The 21,377-nt window shown below is 38.1% G+C and carries 13 protein-coding genes and 3 pseudogenes; 5 read left to right on the forward strand and 11 right to left on the reverse strand.

The window, feature by feature from the left end:
- Nucleotides 1-21: 21 nt before the first annotated feature.
- From HLH14_RS13150 to HLH14_RS13170, 5 genes are all read right to left on the reverse strand, one after another.
- Complete coding sequence (locus tag HLH14_RS13150) at nucleotides 22-1,221, reverse strand: SAM-dependent methyltransferase (protein ID WP_086194132.1); 1,200 nt, start codon at nucleotides 1,219-1,221, stop codon at nucleotides 22-24.
- Nucleotides 1,222-1,224: 3 nt separating this feature from the next.
- A complete protein-coding gene (locus tag HLH14_RS13155; protein WP_086194131.1) occupies nucleotides 1,225-2,010 on the reverse strand; it encodes a DUF1365 domain-containing protein in 786 nt (261 codons plus the stop codon).
- Between the two features lie 19 nt (nucleotides 2,011-2,029).
- Nucleotides 2,030-3,298, reverse strand: coding sequence for an NAD(P)/FAD-dependent oxidoreductase (locus tag HLH14_RS13160; protein WP_067723706.1), 1,269 nt, complete (start codon nucleotides 3,296-3,298; stop codon nucleotides 2,030-2,032).
- Nucleotides 3,295-4,278 carry an acyl-CoA desaturase gene (locus tag HLH14_RS13165; protein ID WP_171533226.1) on the reverse strand — a complete coding sequence of 328 codons (984 nt, stop codon included), beginning with the start codon at nucleotides 4,276-4,278 and terminating at the stop codon, nucleotides 3,295-3,297. Before HLH14_RS13165 ends, HLH14_RS13160 begins: the two co-directional genes overlap by 4 nt.
- Nucleotides 4,279-4,406: 128 nt before the next feature.
- Nucleotides 4,407-4,925, reverse strand: coding sequence for a lipocalin family protein (locus HLH14_RS13170; protein ID WP_378320817.1), 519 nt, complete (start codon nucleotides 4,923-4,925; stop codon nucleotides 4,407-4,409).
- Between the two features lie 1,218 nt (nucleotides 4,926-6,143).
- Here HLH14_RS13170 and HLH14_RS13175 point away from each other — a divergent pair.
- The 5 genes and pseudogenes from HLH14_RS13175 to HLH14_RS13195 all read left to right on the forward strand — a co-directional run bounded on the left by HLH14_RS13175 (nucleotide 6,144) and on the right by HLH14_RS13195 (nucleotide 13,652).
- The gene (locus HLH14_RS13175) at nucleotides 6,144-6,509 is read left to right on the forward strand and encodes an antitoxin Xre/MbcA/ParS toxin-binding domain-containing protein (protein ID WP_171533228.1); all 366 of its coding nucleotides are present in this window, start codon (nucleotides 6,144-6,146) and stop codon (nucleotides 6,507-6,509) included.
- A gap of 150 nt (nucleotides 6,510-6,659) precedes the next feature.
- Nucleotides 6,660-9,020 carry a TOTE conflict system archaeo-eukaryotic primase domain-containing protein gene (locus HLH14_RS13180; RefSeq protein WP_171533229.1) on the forward strand — a complete coding sequence of 787 codons (2,361 nt, stop codon included), beginning with the start codon at nucleotides 6,660-6,662 and terminating at the stop codon, nucleotides 9,018-9,020.
- A gap of 23 nt (nucleotides 9,021-9,043) precedes the next feature.
- Nucleotides 9,044-9,266: pseudogene (locus HLH14_RS13185) on the forward strand (IS3 family transposase); the annotation flags it as partial.
- Between the two features lie 471 nt (nucleotides 9,267-9,737).
- A complete protein-coding gene (locus HLH14_RS13190; RefSeq protein WP_004758956.1) occupies nucleotides 9,738-10,670 on the forward strand; it encodes an IS5-like element ISAha2 family transposase in 933 nt (310 codons plus the stop codon).
- Between the two features lie 417 nt (nucleotides 10,671-11,087).
- On the forward strand, nucleotides 11,088-13,652 hold the full coding sequence (locus HLH14_RS13195; RefSeq protein ID WP_171533230.1) for an EAL domain-containing protein: 2,565 nt from the start codon (nucleotides 11,088-11,090) through the stop codon (nucleotides 13,650-13,652).
- Nucleotides 13,653-13,676: 24 nt separating this feature from the next.
- On the opposite strand, the gene HLH14_RS13200 is transcribed toward HLH14_RS13195, so the two are convergent.
- From HLH14_RS13200 to HLH14_RS13225, 6 genes and pseudogenes are all read right to left on the reverse strand, one after another.
- Nucleotides 13,677-15,242: a sensor domain-containing diguanylate cyclase gene (locus tag HLH14_RS13200; RefSeq protein ID WP_171533231.1), complete on the reverse strand. Its 1,566-nt coding sequence runs from the start codon at nucleotides 15,240-15,242 to the stop codon at nucleotides 13,677-13,679.
- A gap of 348 nt (nucleotides 15,243-15,590) precedes the next feature.
- Nucleotides 15,591-17,291, reverse strand: a complete 1,701-nt coding sequence (locus HLH14_RS13205; protein WP_171533232.1) for an NAD-dependent malic enzyme — start codon at nucleotides 17,289-17,291, stop codon at nucleotides 15,591-15,593.
- A gap of 251 nt (nucleotides 17,292-17,542) precedes the next feature.
- Entirely contained in the window at nucleotides 17,543-18,043 is a 501-nt protein-coding gene (locus HLH14_RS13210) for a Dps family protein (RefSeq protein WP_171533233.1), read from the reverse strand.
- 43 nt (nucleotides 18,044-18,086) lie between these two features.
- Nucleotides 18,087-18,362, reverse strand: a complete 276-nt coding sequence (locus tag HLH14_RS13215; RefSeq protein ID WP_086194124.1) for a universal stress protein — start codon at nucleotides 18,360-18,362, stop codon at nucleotides 18,087-18,089.
- A 27-nt stretch (nucleotides 18,363-18,389) separates the two neighbouring features.
- A pseudogene (locus HLH14_RS13220) lies at nucleotides 18,390-19,455 on the reverse strand (RNA-guided endonuclease InsQ/TnpB family protein).
- Between the two features lie 274 nt (nucleotides 19,456-19,729).
- Nucleotides 19,730-21,291, reverse strand: a pseudogene (locus HLH14_RS13225) (sensor domain-containing diguanylate cyclase).
- Nucleotides 21,292-21,377: the final 86 nt, after the last annotated feature.

Genomic DNA, 21,377 nt, shown 5'->3' on the forward strand with positions numbered 1-21,377 from the left:
GGGTCTGTGGGTTAAGCGAACTTAATAAGGACTGGCTTCAAACAGCATATGCACGTCACTAATCACGCCTTCTTTAAAGCCACCTTCGCAATAGCATAAATAGAAGTCCCACATCCGAATAAAGTTGTCATCAAAACCCAGTGACTTGACCTGACCTTGCGCAGCTAAAAACCGCTCACGCCAGTGATGCAGGGTTTGGGCATAACTTTGACCAATATCATCCAGCTGCTTCAAACGTAACTTTTGTTCAGAAGCACTTTGCGTTAAAACACTGATGCAGGGAATAAAACTGCCCGGAAAAATATAGCGTTTAATATAGTCCACCGTATTCAGTGCTTTTTTATAGCGCGCATCTTCAATGGTAATGGCCTGAATCAGTGCCAGACCATGCGGCTTAAGCAAAGCTCGGCATTTTTCAAAATAGGTCGGCAGATATTGCTCACCGACGGCTTCAATCATTTCAATCGAAACCAATTTATCGAACTTGCCATCCAGCAAGCGATAATCTTTGAGTTGAACATCAACACGGTGACTCAAACCTGCAGCCTGAACACGTTGCACAGCTTCTTCATACTGTGCCTGGGAAATGGTAATGGTGGTGACCTGACAGCCATAATGCTGTGCCGCATAAATGGCAAAACCACCCCAGCCACTGCCAATTTCGACCAAATGATCCATGGGTTTCAGCTGTAATTTCTGACAAATCAGTTCTTTTTTATAATCAGAGGCCTCTTCCAAACTCATCTGTGTCTCTTTAAAGACCGCACTGGAGTACATCATGGAAGAATCGAGGAACAATTTAAAAAAGTCATTACTGAGGTCGTAATGCTCTGCAATATTTTTACGACTGCCTTTCAGCGTGTTTTGACGGGTCTTGTACCAGCTTTTCAGCGCAACCTGACTGGCTTGCACGATAAAGTTTTGATTAATTTTATCTAATACATCACGGTTGCGTACCAGTAGTTGAATCAACTGAACTAAATCATCACTACTCCAATCACCGCGAATATAACCTTCCGCTGCACCTAAAACACCATTTTTGATAATCAGGTCAATTAATTCAGCATTATGAACATAAATATCTACATTTAAGTCAGAAGGCTCACCGACTGTACCGGTCCATACCCCATGAAAATGGATCTGACCATGACGCAGTTTAAATACCCGTCTTAATACCCATGGCAATGAATCCTGCTCACCGTAAATAAATGTTTTCAGCATGACTTATCTGTCCTTATCTTTCTTTGGGTGCCGATGAAATGGAACTTTTTTCCACCATAACTGCAAGGCTTGAAAATAGATGGAAGCCACCATCTTAAAAGGTTCAATACTATGCATTAGAGCATAACCATGCTGCTGTGAAGGAAATGTGATGGCATTTAAGCTAAAGCGCATGCTGGCATCAAAGATCAGTTGTTGCTGTTGCAACAACTGCATGTGAATCACATTAAGTTGATCAGAAAAATTAAACCGCCAACGGTAATCAATATCCATCGGCATAAATGGCGATACATGAAATGATTTTTCAAAATCAAACTCATAGCCCTGAAAATCACTATGTGCCTGAACCTGATCGCGGCAGTCATGCACATACACCTGGCGTTCATTCCATGGCGTGTTGGTAATCTCACTTAGAATAAACAGCGGTTGATGGTCTTGATTCAGAATGAAATAAAACACCACCGAATTGAAGCGAAAACCCAGACAGCGGGGTAAGGCCAGAATACGGATCTGCCAATCGGGCAACAATAACGTGCCGACATATTGCAGCAGCGCTTTTTTAACTTTTTCTCGAACTGTACCCTGATAGGCAGTGAGAAAATCATGCGGATATAAGGTCAAAACATTCCAATGCCGCGATGACCAAAGCCATGACTTTTCAGTAATCGCCTCGAGTTGATCGGGATCAAACCATAAATAGCTTAAATTCGACTCAAAAGCATGTGCTTTTGGCGCATAGCGTCTGTGACGAATTTTCGCGTCCGCAATTGCAAGCGAGGTATTTAACATCTGTGAGCTCCATGGCGAATCATGGTAAATGAGTCAATTGTTCAACCACACGGGCTGCACTGCGGGCGCCATCTTCATGGAATCCCCAGCCCCAATAGGCCCCACAAAATGAACTTCGATTTTGTCCTTGAATCTCCTGCCAGCGCGATTGTGCTTTAATGGCTTTTTCATCAAAAACTGGATGACGGTAATGCCGTTCTACCAGGATTTGACTTGGGTTTATAGGCATATTGGGATTTAAGGTCGAGAAAATCTGAGTCTTGCAGGGTAAATTTTGCAGCTTATTCATCCAGTAGCTAAAGCCATAATGAATGCCAGGCTCAGACGGTGTTGATGTGCTCTGATCAGGTGTGACATGGACATGCCAACTAGCCCACTGCGAACGTCGTTTCGGCATGATGGATTCATCATGGTGCACCACCATATGATTATCCTGATAACTGAAATTTTTCAGCACATCTAACTCTAGGGCAGTCGGATCTTTGAGCAGTTTTAGGCTGTCATCGGCATGACTGGCAAAAATAACCCAGTCAAAGGTTTGCAGTCCTTCGGCAGTATCAATCAACACCTGATTATCATGCCGGGTAACCCCATCTACCGCCAGATTTTTCCACTGAATCGATGGACATTGCTGCTGAATCGCACGGATATAGGTTGCTGAGCCACCTTTGACCGTTTGCCATTGTGGGCGTTCTTTTAGCTGCAGCATCCGGTGATGCTGAAAAAAACTGATCACAAACTTATACGGAATTTTACCGATCTGATTGACTGGACTAGACCATAAGGCACCACACATCGGATAGAGGTGTTCTTGACGAAATTCTTCCGAGTAATCATTTTGATTCAAATAAGCTTCAATGCTAAGTTCAGGATCATAATCAGCCACAGATAAATCTTTATTATCACTATAAAAACGCAGCAAGTCAGAAAGCATACGGCGGAACTTTTTATTCAAAAAGTTTTGTGGACGGGTCAATAAAGACCATTTCTGAGACGGATTATATTGCAGCCCAGTGACCAGATTATTGACTGAAAATCCCATGTCACTGCTTTGGGCTTCCACCCCAAGTTGAGCTAGCATTTCACTGAATAAGGGATAATTAAAATCATTAAATACAATAAAGCCACTATCTACTGCAACTTGCTGTCCCTCGATCTGAAACTGATGGGTGTCAGTATGACCACCAAAGTATATATTCTTCTCAAATATAGTAACTTGATGCTGTCGCGAAAGTTTCCATGCAGCATACAAACCTGAAATACCGGACCCAATAATGGCAATTTTCATGAACCTTCCCCATGTTCAACTTTATTTGAACTGATTTTAATTTTTGATGCTGTCCGGATGCTTGCAGTATAGACCCGTTCAGGAATCGGTTTTAATCCCCACACCAACCCAAACCATGACATGATTTTCAGCAGGTAATAAGTCACGTCAATTTGCCACCAATAAAAGCCCTGTCGGGCACTACCTGCATAATAATGATGGTTGTTGTGCCACCCCTCACCCAAGGTAATAATCGAAAGGAATAGATTGTTACGACTATGATCTGGGGTTTCAAAATCCCGTGAACCGTATAGGTGGGCCAAGGAATTGATACACAATGTGGCATGAATTAGTAATACGGTTGAAATCACAAAGCCCCAGACCAAAAGCTGGGGTCCAGTGGTAGCCAATACTGGATATGCGACAGCCAGCCACTCCCCTAAAACATAGATTCCAACGGCTGTTGTTAAGACCACCGGAAGACTGAAACGATCTAACCAGATCAGTTCAGGATACTTAAGCCAATCTTTAATCACTGCTTTACGGGTACTAAAATTTTGCTCATTCAGAAACCATCCAACGTGGCTATACCAAAAACCATGGGTAGATGAATGCGGATCTTGCTCGGTATCGGTAAAGCGATGGTGGTAACGATGATGGGCCGCCCACCACAAAGGACCGCGCTGAGCACTCATGGTGCCTATCAAGATAAAAATAAACTGAACAAGCCGCGAAGTCTGAAAGGTTTTATGAGATAAGTAACGGTGAAAAAATGCCGTAATTGCAAACATCCTGAGCAGATAAAAAAACAGCATAAACACCACTGCAAACCACGACACACCGACCCAAAATACTGCCAGGCAGGCAATATGCAATAAAATAAAGGGCAAGATTCGCACCCATTGAATTTGGATGTCTTTAGCATGCCTGACGGGTTGCACTGTTTGAGTATTCGCATCACCCGACCAGCTATCCATCCAGCGTAGAAAAAATTTAAACATTGTTTCTTCCGGATATTGAATATTTATTTATACTTTTCATTCTAGGAAATGCGATATGAAATTTATGTGAAGCTCATGTCCTATTCCATACTGAGACAACTAAGATTACCTCAGTATGAAGCGACCTCTTACTGTTGTGGTGTTTTGATTAAATTTGACAGATCATAGCCATACTCACGCGCTGTTTCTAAATAAGATTGATAAGTCGCTTCATCTAAATGAGGATTTTTAGATAAAATCCATAAGTATTTATGCGTCGGTCCACCGATGAGGGCAACCTGATACTCAGGATCCACTCTTAACACCCAATAATCACCTTTAGTGAACGGCAACCATCTCAAACCGGCTGGAAGAAAACTCACCTTAAGTTTACTCATTCCCTTATTTTGAGGATAAGCTACCCCCTGTGAAGCGATAATTTTGCCTGTTTCCGTATGACAGCTATTTAAGACACCAATGGTATGATCTGAATTCACAGTGTAATCGGCCGTGGTATGACTGACACAGTTGCGCTGGAAATACATAGGTAAGTGCGCAATTTCATACCATTTTCCCGCATATTGCTGAACATCAATACTTTCTACTGCTTTGGGTTTTATGGATTCTGCTTGAACAGTTAAAGAAAAAACTAGACCAGCGAATGCCATTAAGCCAGTAGCTAAAAGAGGTTTGAGCAAGCTTTTCATTTTATGACCTGTTAGGTATTCAATCCTTTAAAAATACACTAAAGGCATGTGAACAAACTGTGAAAAATTAAATAAAATCTAGATCTTAAAAAACCAAGTTGTTTTTAGGCAATCTCTAAATACATTTTTTCCTTTAGTTTCACAAAAAATTCACCTGAACATCACTATTCTTCTCATTGAACTAGTGCGTTAGTCGCTTATTTAATAAAGCGCTAATTCCTTTAAATTCGCTGGAATTAAAGGGAGAATTTAATGCTTTCATTTTTAAAAGAGTTGTTCTGTTTACATGCTTATGAGTATGAACAGGACGATAAAGGTAATGTAATTAAAGTATGCCGAAAATGTGGCCAAACCAAATTAGGATATTCCTCTAACCCTCTCTAGCCGAACTTATTACGGCAAATGCTTACCGCATGTGAATGTTGGTAGGCTTTTTTATTTAGGGTATATTTTTCACGAAAAAAATTAGCCTTTATATAAAAAGATACGCTGTTATTTTGAATTACCCCACAGTAAGGTATGGCAGCTAAAATATTAAAATCGAGGTCTCTGAAGCCGTAGATTTTCAAATTAAGTCCGATTAAAGTCAGTCTTAGATTTATACGTACCATAAAAAAGCGTCAAGCTAAAAATAATTAACCGTTAATGACTATGGCAGTCCAAGTCCGTTTTGATGATTGGTAAGTTTAAATAATATGTGATTTTAGTCACATTAACTTACAAGTTAGTGATCATATTTTGATTTTTTGTGATGAAAACTTAATCAATAAGTGATTTAATCAGTCTCAGAATAACAATAAACAAATATAAATAGAGAAGGGCAGCAGAAATTTAACTCTCTAATTCTTTGTTATAAAAACAAGAGCAAAGAAGTAAATAAAGAATTAGAGGGTTACGCTTTTCTTACACAATTCACTACACTTTCCATCCTATAAATCATATGAAACGTGGATACAGGATCTGCGGTTTTTTTGTTATTCCCAAGTAGAAATGCCTTATATTGACATTTTCAAGGTCAATATAGAATTTAAGTTTCCTTATTGGATTACTTTCTACTTAGCTGATTCCGTTTTTGTTGCTATAGCTAAATTCTAAAGAGCTGTCGCATTATTAGCTATGTAATGTACTGTTTATGTAGTTCGACTAATTTTAAGCAAATTTTGCTTGAGAGGGCTAGGTATGCATATATCTTTAAAAAATAACCTAGATAACAAAAAAGTATTGGCAAAAGCTGTGTTGAAGAGTGCTGAGCAACTCGGTCTCCATAAAGAGCAACTTGCAATGGTTCTTCAACTAGATTGCGCTACATTGAGCAAAACTGAGCTTGAGTTATATCCTGATTCCGAGCAGGGCAAACATGCATTATTACTTATCCGTATCTATATTGCATTATATACGCTGACTGGTGGAGATCTTGATTGGATTCAGCATTTCATGAAAACAATAAATCATGGGACAGGTGGCATTCCTATGCAGCAAATTGAGAATCCTAGCGGATTAGCTGCTGTCTTAAAATTCGTTGAGGCTATTCGAGATAAGCTATAATCATATATATGATAGAGCTTACAATGATATGCAAAGAACCACCTACAAAAAAGGTCTAATATTTTGAAAATTAATTGATTTATTATATTGTAATTCTTTAATTTAAGATTTGATATTAGAACAGTAATAGCTGTTTTTTAGGAAAAATCAGTGAATAGTAAGTTACAAGAAATTGCAGTTAGATTGCAGCAAATTTTAGACCAAATCACATTATTACAAAATGAATATCAAAGCCTTTATCAAGAAAAAGAAAAACTTATATCGCTTGAACAAAAAAGTCAAAGTAAGAATTATTTATCAGCAGAAGAAAGACTTTTATTATTTTCTCAAAGGTTTATTGGACGAACTGATACCTTTGCTTATCGTTGGGAAAATAGCAGTGGAAAATCTGGTTATTCTGTTGCTTGTGCAAATGAGTGGAAACATGGCATTTGTTACAAACCACAAATTAAATGTTCAGACTGTAAAAGTCGTCAACTATTACCCCTCACACCAGAAGTTCTTTATTCTCATTTAACTGGACAGAAGGTTATAGGCATTTACCCACTGTTAGCAACAGACCAATGTAGGTTACTCGCAGTAGATTTTGATAAATTAGATTGGAAAAATTGTGTAACTGCATTTTCTGAAGCGTGCTTATCTCTAAATATACCATTTTTAGTTGAGCGCTCTCGTTCAGGTAATGGCGCACATATTTGGATATTTTTCTCTGAACCAATTGCAGCCAAGCAAGCTCGCTTAATGGGTGCCGGTATTCTAGATAAGGCCATGGAACTGTATCCCGCTCTAGATTTTGAATCTTACGATCGTATGTTTCCAAATCAAGATCACATGCCAGCAGGCGGATTTGGAAATTTAATAGCATTACCCTTACAAAAACACGCAAGAGCGATAGGAAATAGTACCTTTATTGACAGTAACTTTAATGTCTTTACTGATCCATGGACTGTTTTACAACAAACTGAATTAATGAGTTCTTCTGAAGTTAATATTGTGAATGAACTAGGTTACAGCTTCATCGAACAGAATCAAACAGATGTTGGCCATGAGGTTCCATGGGTAAAAAATATTCCTCAAAAAAATCAAAAAATCACGGGATGTCCAGATTCTATTGAATTGGTATTCGCAAATATGATCCACATTCCAATTCAGACATTACCCTCCCAATTGATAGCACAATTAAAAAGATTAGCTACTTTCTCCAACCCTCGTTTTTTTAAAGCACAAGCAATGCGTTTTTCGACGACTGGTATTCCGAGACACATATGTTGTGCCCGCCTTGAAGGACAATATCTAAGTTTACCACGGGGATGTCTAACAGAAATAAGTCAGTTGCTTAATCAACAAAATATTAAGATTGAACTAAAAGATCAACGCACTAAAGGCGATGCATTAGTCCATATAAGTCTACTTACCGAGTTACACCCTGAACAGGAAATGGCATGTAAAAAAATCCTTGAACATGATGTTGGAATTCTACACGCACCCACGGCTTTTGGAAAAACTGTTACTGCAATTTCTATCATTGCCAAACGCCAAACAAATACACTCATTCTTGTTCATAACAAAGAACTTGTTTCTCAATGGAAAGAACGATTACATTCATTTTTAGCCAATGTTGAAATTGGTACAATACAAGGTGGAAAGGCAAAACCCTCTAATCAAATTGATATTGCGACATATCAAAGTCTAATCAACCGCGTAAGTAATTCAATCAAACCTATTGCCTTTAACTATGGACAAATTATCGTAGATGAATGCCACCATTTATCTGCACCAAGCTATGAATTTCTTCTCAGTGAAGTCAGCCCGTACTACATTCTCGGGTTAACAGCCACACCAGAACGTCAAGATGGGCATCAACCCATTATTTTCATGCAAGCTGGTTCTGTTGTATACAAAGCGAAGTCCAACAATGATACCAAGCTTAAGAAATTATTAATAAAAGTAAATTATGAAGGTGAATTCCCAGAAATTTTATTTGGTACCGAAAATAAACCACATATTTCAAAGCTTATGCAATATCTTGTTGAAAATACAAAACGTAATGATGCCATTATTAAAGATATCTCTCATTGTATTCAAAAGGGCCGCATCCCGTTGATTTTAACTGAACGCAGAAAACATGCCGAAAGTATTAGAAACAAGTTGAATGATTTAGGGTATAAAACATCTATTTTACAGGGAGGTATGAGCCATACAAAAAACACAAAAGAAAAACAAAATTTAGATGATGCTCATGTTGTGATTGCCACTGGAAGATACATTGGTGAAGGTTTTGATCTTCCTCGTTTAGATACCTTATTCTTGGCATTCCCGATCTCCTGGAAAGGTACTTTAGCTCAATATGTTGGGCGTATTCCTAGACCAAATGAAGGTAAATTTGAAGTTCAGGTATATGATTATGTTGATGTTAACCATCCAATATTTGTCAAAATGTTCCAGAGAAGGAGTAAAAGTTATAAAGCGCTAGGCTATATTTTAGAATCCCACAATAATATTATTTTATAATTTTTTCATATATTGACTGTTGAGATAATGCAGTTACCTAAAGCTTCTTTCATACATTGAAAGTCCTGTTGTACATGGCAGTGTTTTCTACTCGAAAAGAGGCGAATGCTGTCTTGTTTGAATATATTGAGGTTTATTACAATCGAATCAGAAGGCATTCAGCAAATGGCTGGTTAAGTCCCGAAACCTTTGAAACAGAAATATTTCAAGAATTTAGAGAGATTTTCTATTCACAATATTGTCTAGGATCAAAGCTGTAATTCCACCAAAATCAACTAGGAAAGTAAACGGGAAATAGATCGTCAGATGTATAAATGGAGGCATCTGATTGAACATTATTTCTGCAATCTTAAAAAATTCAAATGCATTGCTATGCGATGCGACAAAACGGATTCAGGTTTTTCCGCCATGATTTATTTTTGTGCTAGTGTAATTAACTCTCGTTAATTCTCAAGAGGCCTTAGTTTGGGAGGAACATTCGTTTCCTTAATCACTTACATAAGACCATTTATTGCCTTCGAATACAGTTTGTAAATCCAAAGATCCAAAGATCCAAAGATCCAAAGATCCAAAGATCCAAAGATCCAAAGAGAATAAATTCGCTTATCAAAAAAATAAAGGCTACTCATTCACCAATCTATTCAACTTTTATTGCTACTACTTGGCTTTGTTGCACAAACCTAGCCTATAAGGTTTATTCAGTCCTATAATTTCAAAATGAATAAACCTACTCCTAAAACTTATCGTACAACCAACTGGTCTTCCTATAATCGCGCTCTCATTAATCGGGGCAACATTTCCATTTGGTTTGATCCAAACACTCAGTGGTATGCACAACCACAAAACAAGCAAGGTCGAAATCAAACTTACTCCGATACGGCTATTCAATGCTGTTTAATGATCAAATCTTTATTTAGACTCTCTTTACGCATGGTCACGGGTTTTGTTCAAAGTCTGATTAAACTTTGTGGATTAAATTGGACCGCACCAGATTACAGTACACTTTGTCGAAGACAAAAACATATTGATATTGCGATTAGCTATCAAAAAAGTAGTGATGGGCTACATCTACTCGTCGACTCAACTGGCTTAAAGTTTCTAGGTGAAGGTGAGTGGAAACGTAAGAAACATGGACCTGAATATCGTCGCCAATGGCGTAAGCTTCATATTGGCATCGATGCTGAAACCTTGCAAATACGTGCAGTACAGCTTACTACAAATAATGTGAGCGATTCGCAAGTACTCGGTGATTTACTTGCTCAAATTCCCTTAGATGAACGAATTGATTCGGTCTATACCGATGGTGCTTATGACACGAAGCACTGCAGACAAGTCATTCTAGATCGAGATGCACATGCGCTCATTCCGCCAAGAAAAAATGCAAAACCATGGAAAGATCAGAAATTGAGATCTTTAGAGCGGAATGAGTTACTGAAAACAGTTAAACGTTTAGGAAGAACGCTTTGGAAAAAATGGTCTGGTTATCATCGTCGAAGTTTAGTTGAAACCAAGATGCATTGCATCAAACTATTAGGTGATAAATTAACAGCAAGGAGTTTTTCTAGTCAGGTGAATGAGATTCATGCACGCATAGCCGTATTGAACAAATTTACAGAATTAGGTCGTCCTCATACCCAAGTTGTCATTTGAATTCTGTTCAAATGAGCAGAGTGTTATCTTTTAAATCTTTGTGCAACAAAGCCACACAACAATATGTTTTATAACTATTTATTTAACATATAATCACTCATTTTAATATCATCATTTATGTCAATGACTATTACCAAGATTAGGGTTTACACAAAATGATATAGCACTCATTAACCCTAGTGCTATATCATTTTTAATTGAGAGTATTCATTTTAATCGGGCTATTACATGATGTATGCGATTGTCTAATTTTAAGTCTCATATCTATAAAACTTGTAGATAATTATATGTGAGGATTATCACATTTTTGTTATATTGTTTAAGTGAGATTAGTAATCAATATTTAGATCTAATTTAAAGAATTTCAGTTGAGAATCTATCAAAAATGCGCAATACAACTCAAGAATGGAATGCTATATGAGTCAAACAGCGAGTTATTTAGATACTCAATCTATCTTTAATTTAATTGGGCAGCATGCCGATTTAACAGTCATTTTTCATACTGTTAGTGAATGGTTAGAAGCTCGGATACCTGATTCAATGGTATCCATTATGTTGTACTCAGAAACTGAACAAACTTTAAATTTGATCAGCGGTACAGGGCATTTTTCTAATCGATATAAAGAAGCAATCACTAATCTAAAAATAGGTCCAAATGTAGGAGCATGTGGGGCAGCCGCTTTTCATCGTAAACTCGTTATTTGTGAAAATTTAGCGATCGATCAGAACTGGGAATCTTTTAAACAACTGATTCAAGAAGAAAATTTAAATGCATGTTGGTCTACGCCTATTATTAATGGCCAAGGAAAACTGTATGGTACCTTTGGCACATATTATCGTTCTCCTAAATGTCCCACCGACACTCATATTAAATTAATTCGTCATGCCGCATCTTTAGTTGCTTTAAGCATGGATCTGCATACAGAACGACAACAAAAACTAGCTCTTAATGATAAATACCGGTCGTTCTTCACTTACCACCCAGATGCAATTTTTGAACATGATCTTGAAGGCATCATTATTGACGGTAATCTTGCCTCTAAATACATCACTAAATTTAGTCATGAACAGATTATGGGCTTACATTTCTCAAAATTTATTTGTGCTGAATCTCAATCCATAGCTCAAACAGCTTTTGAACAAGCTATCAAAGGCGATGGGCAGCACCTAGAAATTCAAGCACTTAATTCCTTAGGGGAATGTTACTGGTTAGACGTCACTTATTTACCGATTAAACAAGCTCAACAGGTGGTTGGCGTGTTCGGTATCGCTCGTGATATTACATATAGGCGTGAAACCGAGGAAATGCTGCGCCTGCTTAAACGTAGTGTCGATGCTAATCCTCATGGAATCGTGTTGACTAGTACTAGCAAGAACCAAGCAATTGAATATGTGAATCCTGCTTTTGAAAGCCTGACGGGTTATACGAAAGACGAAATCATTGGTAAAAATTGTCGTTTCCTACAAGGTCCTGATACAGATCCTGAAACGGTTAATAAAATACGCAGTGCGATTAAAGAACAGCAGGAAATTCAGGTCACTTTAAAAAACTATCGCAAAGATGGTAGCTGGTTCTGGAACCAACTGATATTAGGACCGGTTTTTAATGACAAAAACTTTTGCACACATTTTATTGGAATTCAGCAAGATGTCACTCAACAACGGGCAAATAGCGAATATATAGCGCGTCAGCAAACCCACGATAATTTAACTGGATTAATTAACCATCATACCTTTGAAGAAGCACTCGATGTCGCATTTTGCATACAACATGAGAGTCATCAATCCTTGATTGTTATGTATGTAGATTTAGATGACTTCCAACCTTTAAATCAAAGCTTGGGACACGTCATTGGTGATCAACTTCTGAGTGCTGTAGCAAATCGCCTGCGTCAAGTCATTCAAGAAGAGGATGTGATTTCTCATTTTTCAGGAGATGAATTTGCCATACTTCTGAATAAGTGTCATGACTTAAAAGAAGTCGCTGTTATTGCAGAGCAAATATTAAAAAGTTTATCCGTTCCATTTGATATTGAGAATCATAAAATCCATATTAGTGCCAGTATTGGCATTGCAGATGATGACCCGCAGGTAGAAAAATCTAAACAATTGCTGCATCATGCGATCCATGCCATGAGTGAAGCAAAAAAAGAAGGTGGAAATACTTGGCACTGGTATGCTTTTAATGCGACCCGCACACACAAAATCGATTACGTGCTGATGCGCCATGAATTAATGGTCGCCCTCGAAGAAAAACAGTTTAGGCTCGTCTATCAACCGGTTATTGATGCTGACTCAGGCCAATTGAAAAGTGTAGAAGCCTTAATTCGTTGGCAGCATCCACAAAGAGGTTTGATTTCTCCAGCAGACTTTATCCCGTTCGCTGAAAGAACCGGTCAAATTGTAGTGATTGGCCAGTGGGTTTTACAACAAGCTTGTCAGGATATTGTGCAATGGAATAAGAAACATGGTGCTACCCTCAGTGTCGCAGTCAATCTTTCTCCTTTACAATTTAGACGTACAGGCTTTCTGCATGACTTGCAAAAAACACTTGCAGATACGCAATTGCCACCCGAGTTGTTAAAAATTGAAGTCACTGAAACGATGTTAATTGCAGGTGCTGATCGTTCTTCAGAAATTTTAAAAGCTGTGCGTGATTTAGGGGTCAAGGTGTCTGTAGATGACTTTGGAACAGGCTACTCCAGTCTGAGCTATCTACGGACTTTACCTATTGATGAGATAAAACTTGATCGTAGTTTTATTGAACATTTACCTGAAAATGAAAAAGATGGTGCTATTGTTGCTGCCATTATTGTCATGGCCCATAAACTGGGATTAAACGTAGTTGCTGAAGGCATAGAAAATCAAGCCCAGGCTCAGTTCCTCAGAAAATATGAATGTAATTATTTTCAAGGCTACTATTTTGCTAGACCTGCTTGCCTTGCGGAGCTCAAACTTAATTATAAGCAGGTAGAATTATGATGCAAATAAATACAGTTCCACTATTTAATAACGAATACAGTTACGTCCGCTATTTTTAGCTTGATAAAGTTTATTATCAGCCATTTTAAAAACTTCAGTCACATCGTTTGAGTTTTTAGGCCAAAATGCCATTCCAACAGATATCGTAATGGGTCCGATAGAATCAATGTTGCTTGATTCCATTGTTTTTCTTAAACGTTCGGCAGCATTGTAGGCGACCTTGGGATCGGAAGTGGTCATTAATACAATAAATTCTTCCCCTCCTATGCGACAACAAATGTCTTCGTCCCTGAAATTATTGTTCATAAAACAGGCAAAGTTTTTTAAAACAATATCCCCTTGATCATGACCATAGGTATCATTAACATTCTTAAAAAAATCGATATCAATCGCCAGAACAGCAAAACTTCTTCCTAAACCCACCAATTCTTTTAAGAATATTTGCATACCACGTCGATTATATAACCCCGTCAGTGGATCGGTATTCACATGTTCACGCAATTCAGTAATCTTCTCACTGAACGCTTGTGAACTGAGTAGCAAAGACGTTCTAAACTTTAATACTTCAAAATACCAAGGATCAACTTGTTTGATTTTATCTTGAATGTCTGGCTGATTGAGCATGCTGGCCATTTTGGCCAAGCTATTTAAAGGTGAAGAAATAAAGCGCGACATTCTCCAGACTATAAAAAATATAAAAAAATAAAAAATAAAGATACCGACTGAAACTTTTAAAAGAATAACATTGGCTTGCTTTAACAACTCTTCCGTCGGTTGCTGAGAGACTACGATCCACTTCACACTCGGAATGTATGCAAAACCGGCCAAATTTTCAACACCACGACTATTGATTAACCGGACATTCCCCATCCGTGTACGCACCATATAGTCCAGACCATTATTATTGATAATTTTTTCTCCAATTCTTGAATGATCAGGATGAAAAATAATGCGATTATCCTGATCAATAACATACATATAGCTTTTTTTAAAGTCATACTCGGTTGAAAGCATTTTCTGAATTAGATTATTTTTTTGTAAATAAATCGTGCCACCTATCATACCGTGATAATTTTTATTCTGGTCATAAATAGGTTGAGACAGCAGCACAACCAGATTATGTTTAACTGACCAATATGGCGAAGAAATATAAGTCGTTTTATGCTTTAAAGATTCAGTAATTCCAACTGTTTTATATGAAATATGGGTACTCAGATTTAAACTTTGCGGTGCAAAAGAGATGACTCTTTTTTGCTTATCAACAATTAATACACTATTAAATTTGTTGGATTGATTTTTAAGACGCTTTGCTTCTTCTTGTATTAATCGAGGGTTAGAAAAATCCTGTCCTAACAGGTCAGCACTATACTTTAACTCTTTGAGCATATCATCAAAATGCTGATCTGCACTGGTGGCAACCTTTGACGCATATTTGGCATTCACTGAAAGCGAGTTCTGAACGAGTTGCTCTTTAATCACATAATTGAGAATAAATATAGAAACAATAAATAAGCACGAAACACTAACAATGGTCGAAATCAAGATCAGTTTACGAAGATTTAATTTAAGTGCCAAGAGAATCTGTTTCAAAAACGCAATCTCGCAATACCGTGTCCAAATTTACACTTTATAACATATTTGCCAAACAAGTTAACAAATACATTTGTAATAAACTTCATTATTTATATTTTCTAATCGAAATCAAATGACAGTATTCATTGAAATACTTAAAGATAGCGTGATTTATCTGCTTTAAAATTCTGCACTTCAACTCCGGATTTCCCTGCAATTTATATATATCGCTATTTAGAAAACCACCCCATTTCCAGTTCAATCATCAGCTAAACGAATGACTCTTTATTTAAAAAACCGAGCTACTTACATAACTCGGCTAACTCTCTGATATTCACTCAGCTACTAAAACTACGTTCATGAAAATTAGAATGTGACACGCTTATAATCACGGTAGTTCGGCTTCCAGAAATTCGCTTCGATGGCTTGAGTTAACAACTCATCAGAGATGAGCGGTGCAACCCCCGCTTCCATCGCTGCTTTAGCCACTTTAAACGCAATCGTTTTAGATACCTGCTGAATTTCATTCAAATCAGGGAGCAGATCTGCTTCTGGATTCTGTAACATGGGTGAGCATGCTGCCAAGGTATTACTCGATGCTATCAGCATACTGTCGGTTACTCGAGTTGCACCAGAGGCAATCACCCCCAAACCAATGCCAGGAAAAATATAAGAGTTATTACATTGCGAGATGTTGTAAATCTTACCTTGATAATTAACAGGTACAAATGGGCTGCCAGTTGCGATGAGTGCCCTGCCTTCGGTCCATTGCAAAATATCTGCTGGCACGGCTTCAACTTGTGAAGTCGGATTCGATAAGGGCAAAACAATGGGACGTTCGCAATTAGCTGCCAGTGTCTTGATGATCTCTTCAGTAAATAAACCTGCTTGACCCGACACACCAATTAACACCGTGGGTTTGGCATTTTGTACTACATCGAGTAAGGAAATAATTTCTTGTGCATTGCCCCAGTGCTCCACATTGTCTGGTTTTTGCGCGAGCTTACGTTGAAAATCAAGCAAATTTGGCTGGTTTTCAGTGATCAAGCCAAAACGGTCAACCATATAAATACGAGCACGTGCCTGCGCATTAGTTAAGCCTTCAGTCACCATTTTCGCCACAATTTGTTCAGCAATACCACAGCCAGCTGAGCCTGCACCCAAGAAGGCAATTGTCTGATCTTTCAGTTGTTTACCTGCAGCATGCGAAGCAGCAATCAGACTCCCCACGGACACCGCTGCCGTGCCTTGAATATCATCATTAAAACAACAAATTTGATCACGATATTTATTTAATAAAGGCATGGCATTTTTTTGGGCAAAATCTTCAAATTGAATCAAAGCTTTTGGCCAACGGCGCTGAATGGCTGCAATCACATGGTCGACAAATTCATAATATTCATCTCCATTAATGCGTGGCTGATTCCAACCCATATAAATAGGATCGTTCAGCAATTGCGAATTATTGGTACCGACATCTAAAGTAATCGGTAAGGTATAAGCAGGACTTATGCCACCACATGCAGTGTATAAAGACAATTTTCCAATCGGAATGCCCATCCCACCAATACCTTGATCACCCAAACCTAAAATACGTTCACCGTCAGTAATCACAATGACTTTGACATTTTTTTTATTCACATTTTGTAAAATATCATCAATATGGGCTCGATCTGGATAAGAGATAAAAATTCCGCGATGGCGGCGATAAATATCGGAAAAACGCTGACAAGCTTCACCCACTGTTGGGGTATAAATGATCGGCATCATTTCAGTTAAATGATGCTCAATTAAGTGATAGAACAAAGTTTCATTGGTGTCTTGAATATTGCGCAGGTAAATGTGCTTATTGATCGCATCATTAAAAGCACAATATTGTTGATAGGAACGCTGGCTCTGCTCCTCTATGCTTTCAATGACATGAGGAATAAGGCCGTGCAAATTGAAGTGACTACGTTCTTGTTCAGTAAATGCAGAACCTTTGTTTAACAATGGGAGTTCTAAAAGGGTATTACCGGCATAAGGAATATATAAAGCTTGCTTTTGAGCCAAATTATCAGTTGTCATTTCCAATCTCATTTTGACGTATTGTCGATGGAATGCAGAAGAATTCAATCCCATCTGACCAGGGTCTAGCTTAGCCCTATTTGGTGACAATTTGATATTTATAAGCTTGATAGCAATCCACAAGTGATTTTATCGGTGAATAAAAATAGCGAATAAGCAAAATTTAATCGGCAAAGCAAAATCACTTTTCTTAAATCAAGAATGATCAGTCTGCCAATTTATATAAAAATTGGTAGACTGACTCTAGATTGTTACTCTTCTAAAAGACTTCTTAACATCCAGGCTGTTTTTTCATGGACTTCAAGTCTTTGTGTAATCAGATCAGCTGTTGGCTGGTCATTAACTTCATCCACGATGGAAAAGATACTTCGAGCAGTTCGCGCAACAGTTTCATGTGCATTAACCAGCAGGCTGACCATTTCCTCCGCTTTAGGAACACCTTCTACTTCTTTAATTGCGGTTAATTTTACAAATTGTTTATAGGTTCCAGGAGCAGGAAAGCCTAAAGCACGAATTCGCTCAGCAATGATATCCAAGGCATTCCATTGCTCCGTATATTGAGTCATAAACATGTTATGTAAGCTATTGAATTGTGGCCCAGTCACGTTCCAATGAAAGTTATGGGTCATCAAATACAAGGTATAGCTATCCGCTAGCAGTTTGGATAAACCTTCAACAATTTTGGCACGATCACTATGAGAAATGCCAATATCAATTTTCATTGTTTTAGATTCTTTTTTAGAACTCGCCATTTTTTAGACTCCTTATATTTTAAGTGTATATGTTATATAGACATTAAGATTTTATGACCATCACGGGCAATTCCGTTGAGCAAAGTACAGCTGTGGCCACACTTCCGAGTATCCATTTTTTAAAACCTTTACGACCATGCCATCCCATCACAATGAGATCAGTTTCAAGCTGTTTGGCAGTTTCAACAATACCCTCTTCAAACAGTACGCTTTTTAGGACTTTTGTTTCTACTTGAACACCCGCCGCATATGCAATTTCGCTTGCTTGTTTTAATACCTCTTCTGCATTCGCATAGGCTTGGATAAAGTGTTCTTTCATTGAAGCAGATACATAATATTGACATCCTCACCCACCTGAAAGGAGGATGATTCCTACTTCTAGACGCTTATGCCCAAGCGCAAGTATGTTCTTAGCAGAATTTAAATCACTGATTTAGACTTCCGCATTCACATTCCCATACTCTTATTCGCAAATCTGCTCTACCTTTCGGACTGCTTGCGGTGATCTCACCACAGCACGAACAGATTTGGGTTGTGAATCTCTCGTTGACTTCTTCAAACAATACCCCTGCGTTCTCGCATTTATACTTGAGCATTGTTTTTAGTGCTGAAAAACTTGCATCTAAAACAGACTTTGCCATTTTGGTTTTCACTAGTTTTTTCGCACTCAGATCACCTACAACAATCAGTGCATTTTCCCGGACCAGTTCAGTACTGGCCTTATGCAAATGGTCTTTACGACTGTTTGCAATCTTGGCGTGTCATGCACGGACACACTTTTTATTCTTTGCTCGTTGAGCAATCCCTAATTTCTGTTCATATTGACGGTAGAACTTGGGATTTGAAATTACCGTACCATCGGAACAAGTGGCTATATCCTTTAAGCCCAAATCAATCCCGATCGCTTTAGTTCCTGTCGATTTCTCAGTTTTAGGACTATCCACAACCAAGCAGACATACCAGCGGCCACGCGCATCCTCGACAAATGAACCTGTTTTAATACTGTATTGACTTAATCCGTAGCTATCCCATATTTTAAATTGATGCTTGCCATATTGAACAAAACCATCAGCATATTTGATTGCTACTTTCTTGAATAGTATCCATCCAAGTGATCTTCTTGCTGATTTTTTGTTGCTGACACGCCATTTGAGTTTCGCTTTTTTGAATTGTTTTCTACGTGTGACCAATTCAGCCGAAATCGCCTGAATAGTTTGGCTATGCAATCCACACTCTTTAGATGCGCCCTTAGTGTACTTATCAATATCATATGAACTTAAAAACTCACCTTTTCTTTTGAGGTGCTTAAAACTTAAATCATTCACATAATTCCAAACAAAGTTCACCTCAGATGCTAATTGGTCTAGCACCTTGCAATGTTTGTCTTTTATGCGTAATTTAAGTGTTTTCATGGGCTTATTTTAGATCATGTTAAATTAAAGGTGTTGATTTTAAAAAAATCCAACGACATTTCATGTCGTGTCGCTTATATCTCTGCCCTGAAGGACAGAGTTTTACGCTCCATTTGATAAACTCGTTCAAAGTTTTGTGTTAGCTAAAAATTTACATGATAATTATATCATTAGGCCTATGTGAATTATCTGTGAATAAATGGATAAAACCTGTTTACAGCCAATAAGATAGATTAGGCTCAACGGTGAATTTTAATTAGTGGATGTCTGGAATCTAGCGCGTACAGTTACGCCCCTCATGCTTGGCTTGATACAGTTTTTGATCCGCCATTCTCAGAACGTCCTCTACATCTTCAGAATTTCGAGGCCAGTAAGCGATACCAATTGAAATGGTCACCGTTCCCATATCCTCCATCTCTGTGAGTTCAACCGCTTTTCGTAGCCGTTCCGCGGCCTGAAAAGTAATTTCCGGATCCGAAGTAGCCATTAAAATAATAAACTCCTCCCCCCTGAACGGCAGCAAATATCATTGTCACGAAAATGATATTTCATCACGCTCGCCAGCCTTTTTAAGACCACATCGCCTTTGTCATGGCCATAGGTATCGTTCACCTTTTTAAAGAAGTCGATATCCACTGCCAGCACAGCAAACTCGGTACGCATACGCACAAATTCTTCAATAAACAGGTTCATCCCACGGCGATTGTATAAACCGGTCAGCGGATCGGTATTCACCGACTGATTCAGCTCATCAATTTTTTCATTAAAATTCTGACAGCTTAGCATCAGGGAATTTTTGAATTGATCGACTTCAAAATACAAAGGGTCGATTTTGTTAATTTTTTCCTGAACATCCGGCCGACTGAGCATACTGGCCATTTTCGCTAAATGGTTTAAAGGCAGTGCAATAAAACCAGATAAACGCCAGACCATAAAGAAAATGAATAAATAGAATAGTGTAATTCCGATGGACACTTTGAAAATGATGCTGTTGGCCTGAGCAAATAGCTCATCAATCGGCTGCTGTGACACCACAATCCAGTTCACACTGGGAATATGCGAGAAACCGACCAGACTGTCTATTCCTTTACTGTTCATCAGGCGGAAAGCTCCATCCTGTTGATTCAGCATCGTTGTTAATCCGTCACTGGTCTGGACTTTCTGGCCAATTTGCTGAGTATCGGCATGAAAAATGATTCGTTTTTGGTCATCCATGACATAGGTATAATTTTTCTTATAGCCATATTTGGATGCCAGCATTTCACTGACCAAATTCTTACTCTGCAGATAAATCGTGCCCGCAATAAAACCCAAATATTGTCCTTTGTCATCAAAGATCGGTTCAGAAACAATGACGATCAGTTTTTTCGTCGAAGACCAGTACGGAGAAGAAATATAAGTTTGCTTGTGCCTGAGTGACTCGGTAATGCCATATGTTTTCTGGATCTGTTTTGAATCAATCTTTAAGGTCGTCGGGAAAAATGAAATGATATGACCTTCACTGTCAGCCAGAAACACACTGTTGAAATTTCCTGACTGGCTTTTTAGTCGCGCCGCTTCACTGCTTCTCAAGCTTTCATTGGAAAAATTTTTGCCTAGTACCTGGGTGCTGAATCTTAAATTTTTTAATATTTCCTCAAACTGATAGTTGGTATGTACAGCAATTCTGGATGAATATTCTGCATTTAACGCCAAGGAATTATCTATTAGTCGTTCTTTAACTGTATAATTTACAAAGAATAAAGCAAAGACAAACAGACAGGTCACACTCAGAATGGTTAAAAGTAAGATTAACCTACGCAAATTTAAGTTGAGCGCCAATAAAACCTGTCTCACTAGATCAATCCTAAGTGATGATTTATTATATTTATATCATAAAACTTATTTTATAAATAATTTTTCTCAGCTCTAAGTTACAGATT

The sequence above is a fragment of the Acinetobacter terrae genome (assembly GCF_013004375.1).
Lineage (GTDB): Bacteria > Pseudomonadota > Gammaproteobacteria > Pseudomonadales > Moraxellaceae > Acinetobacter > Acinetobacter terrae.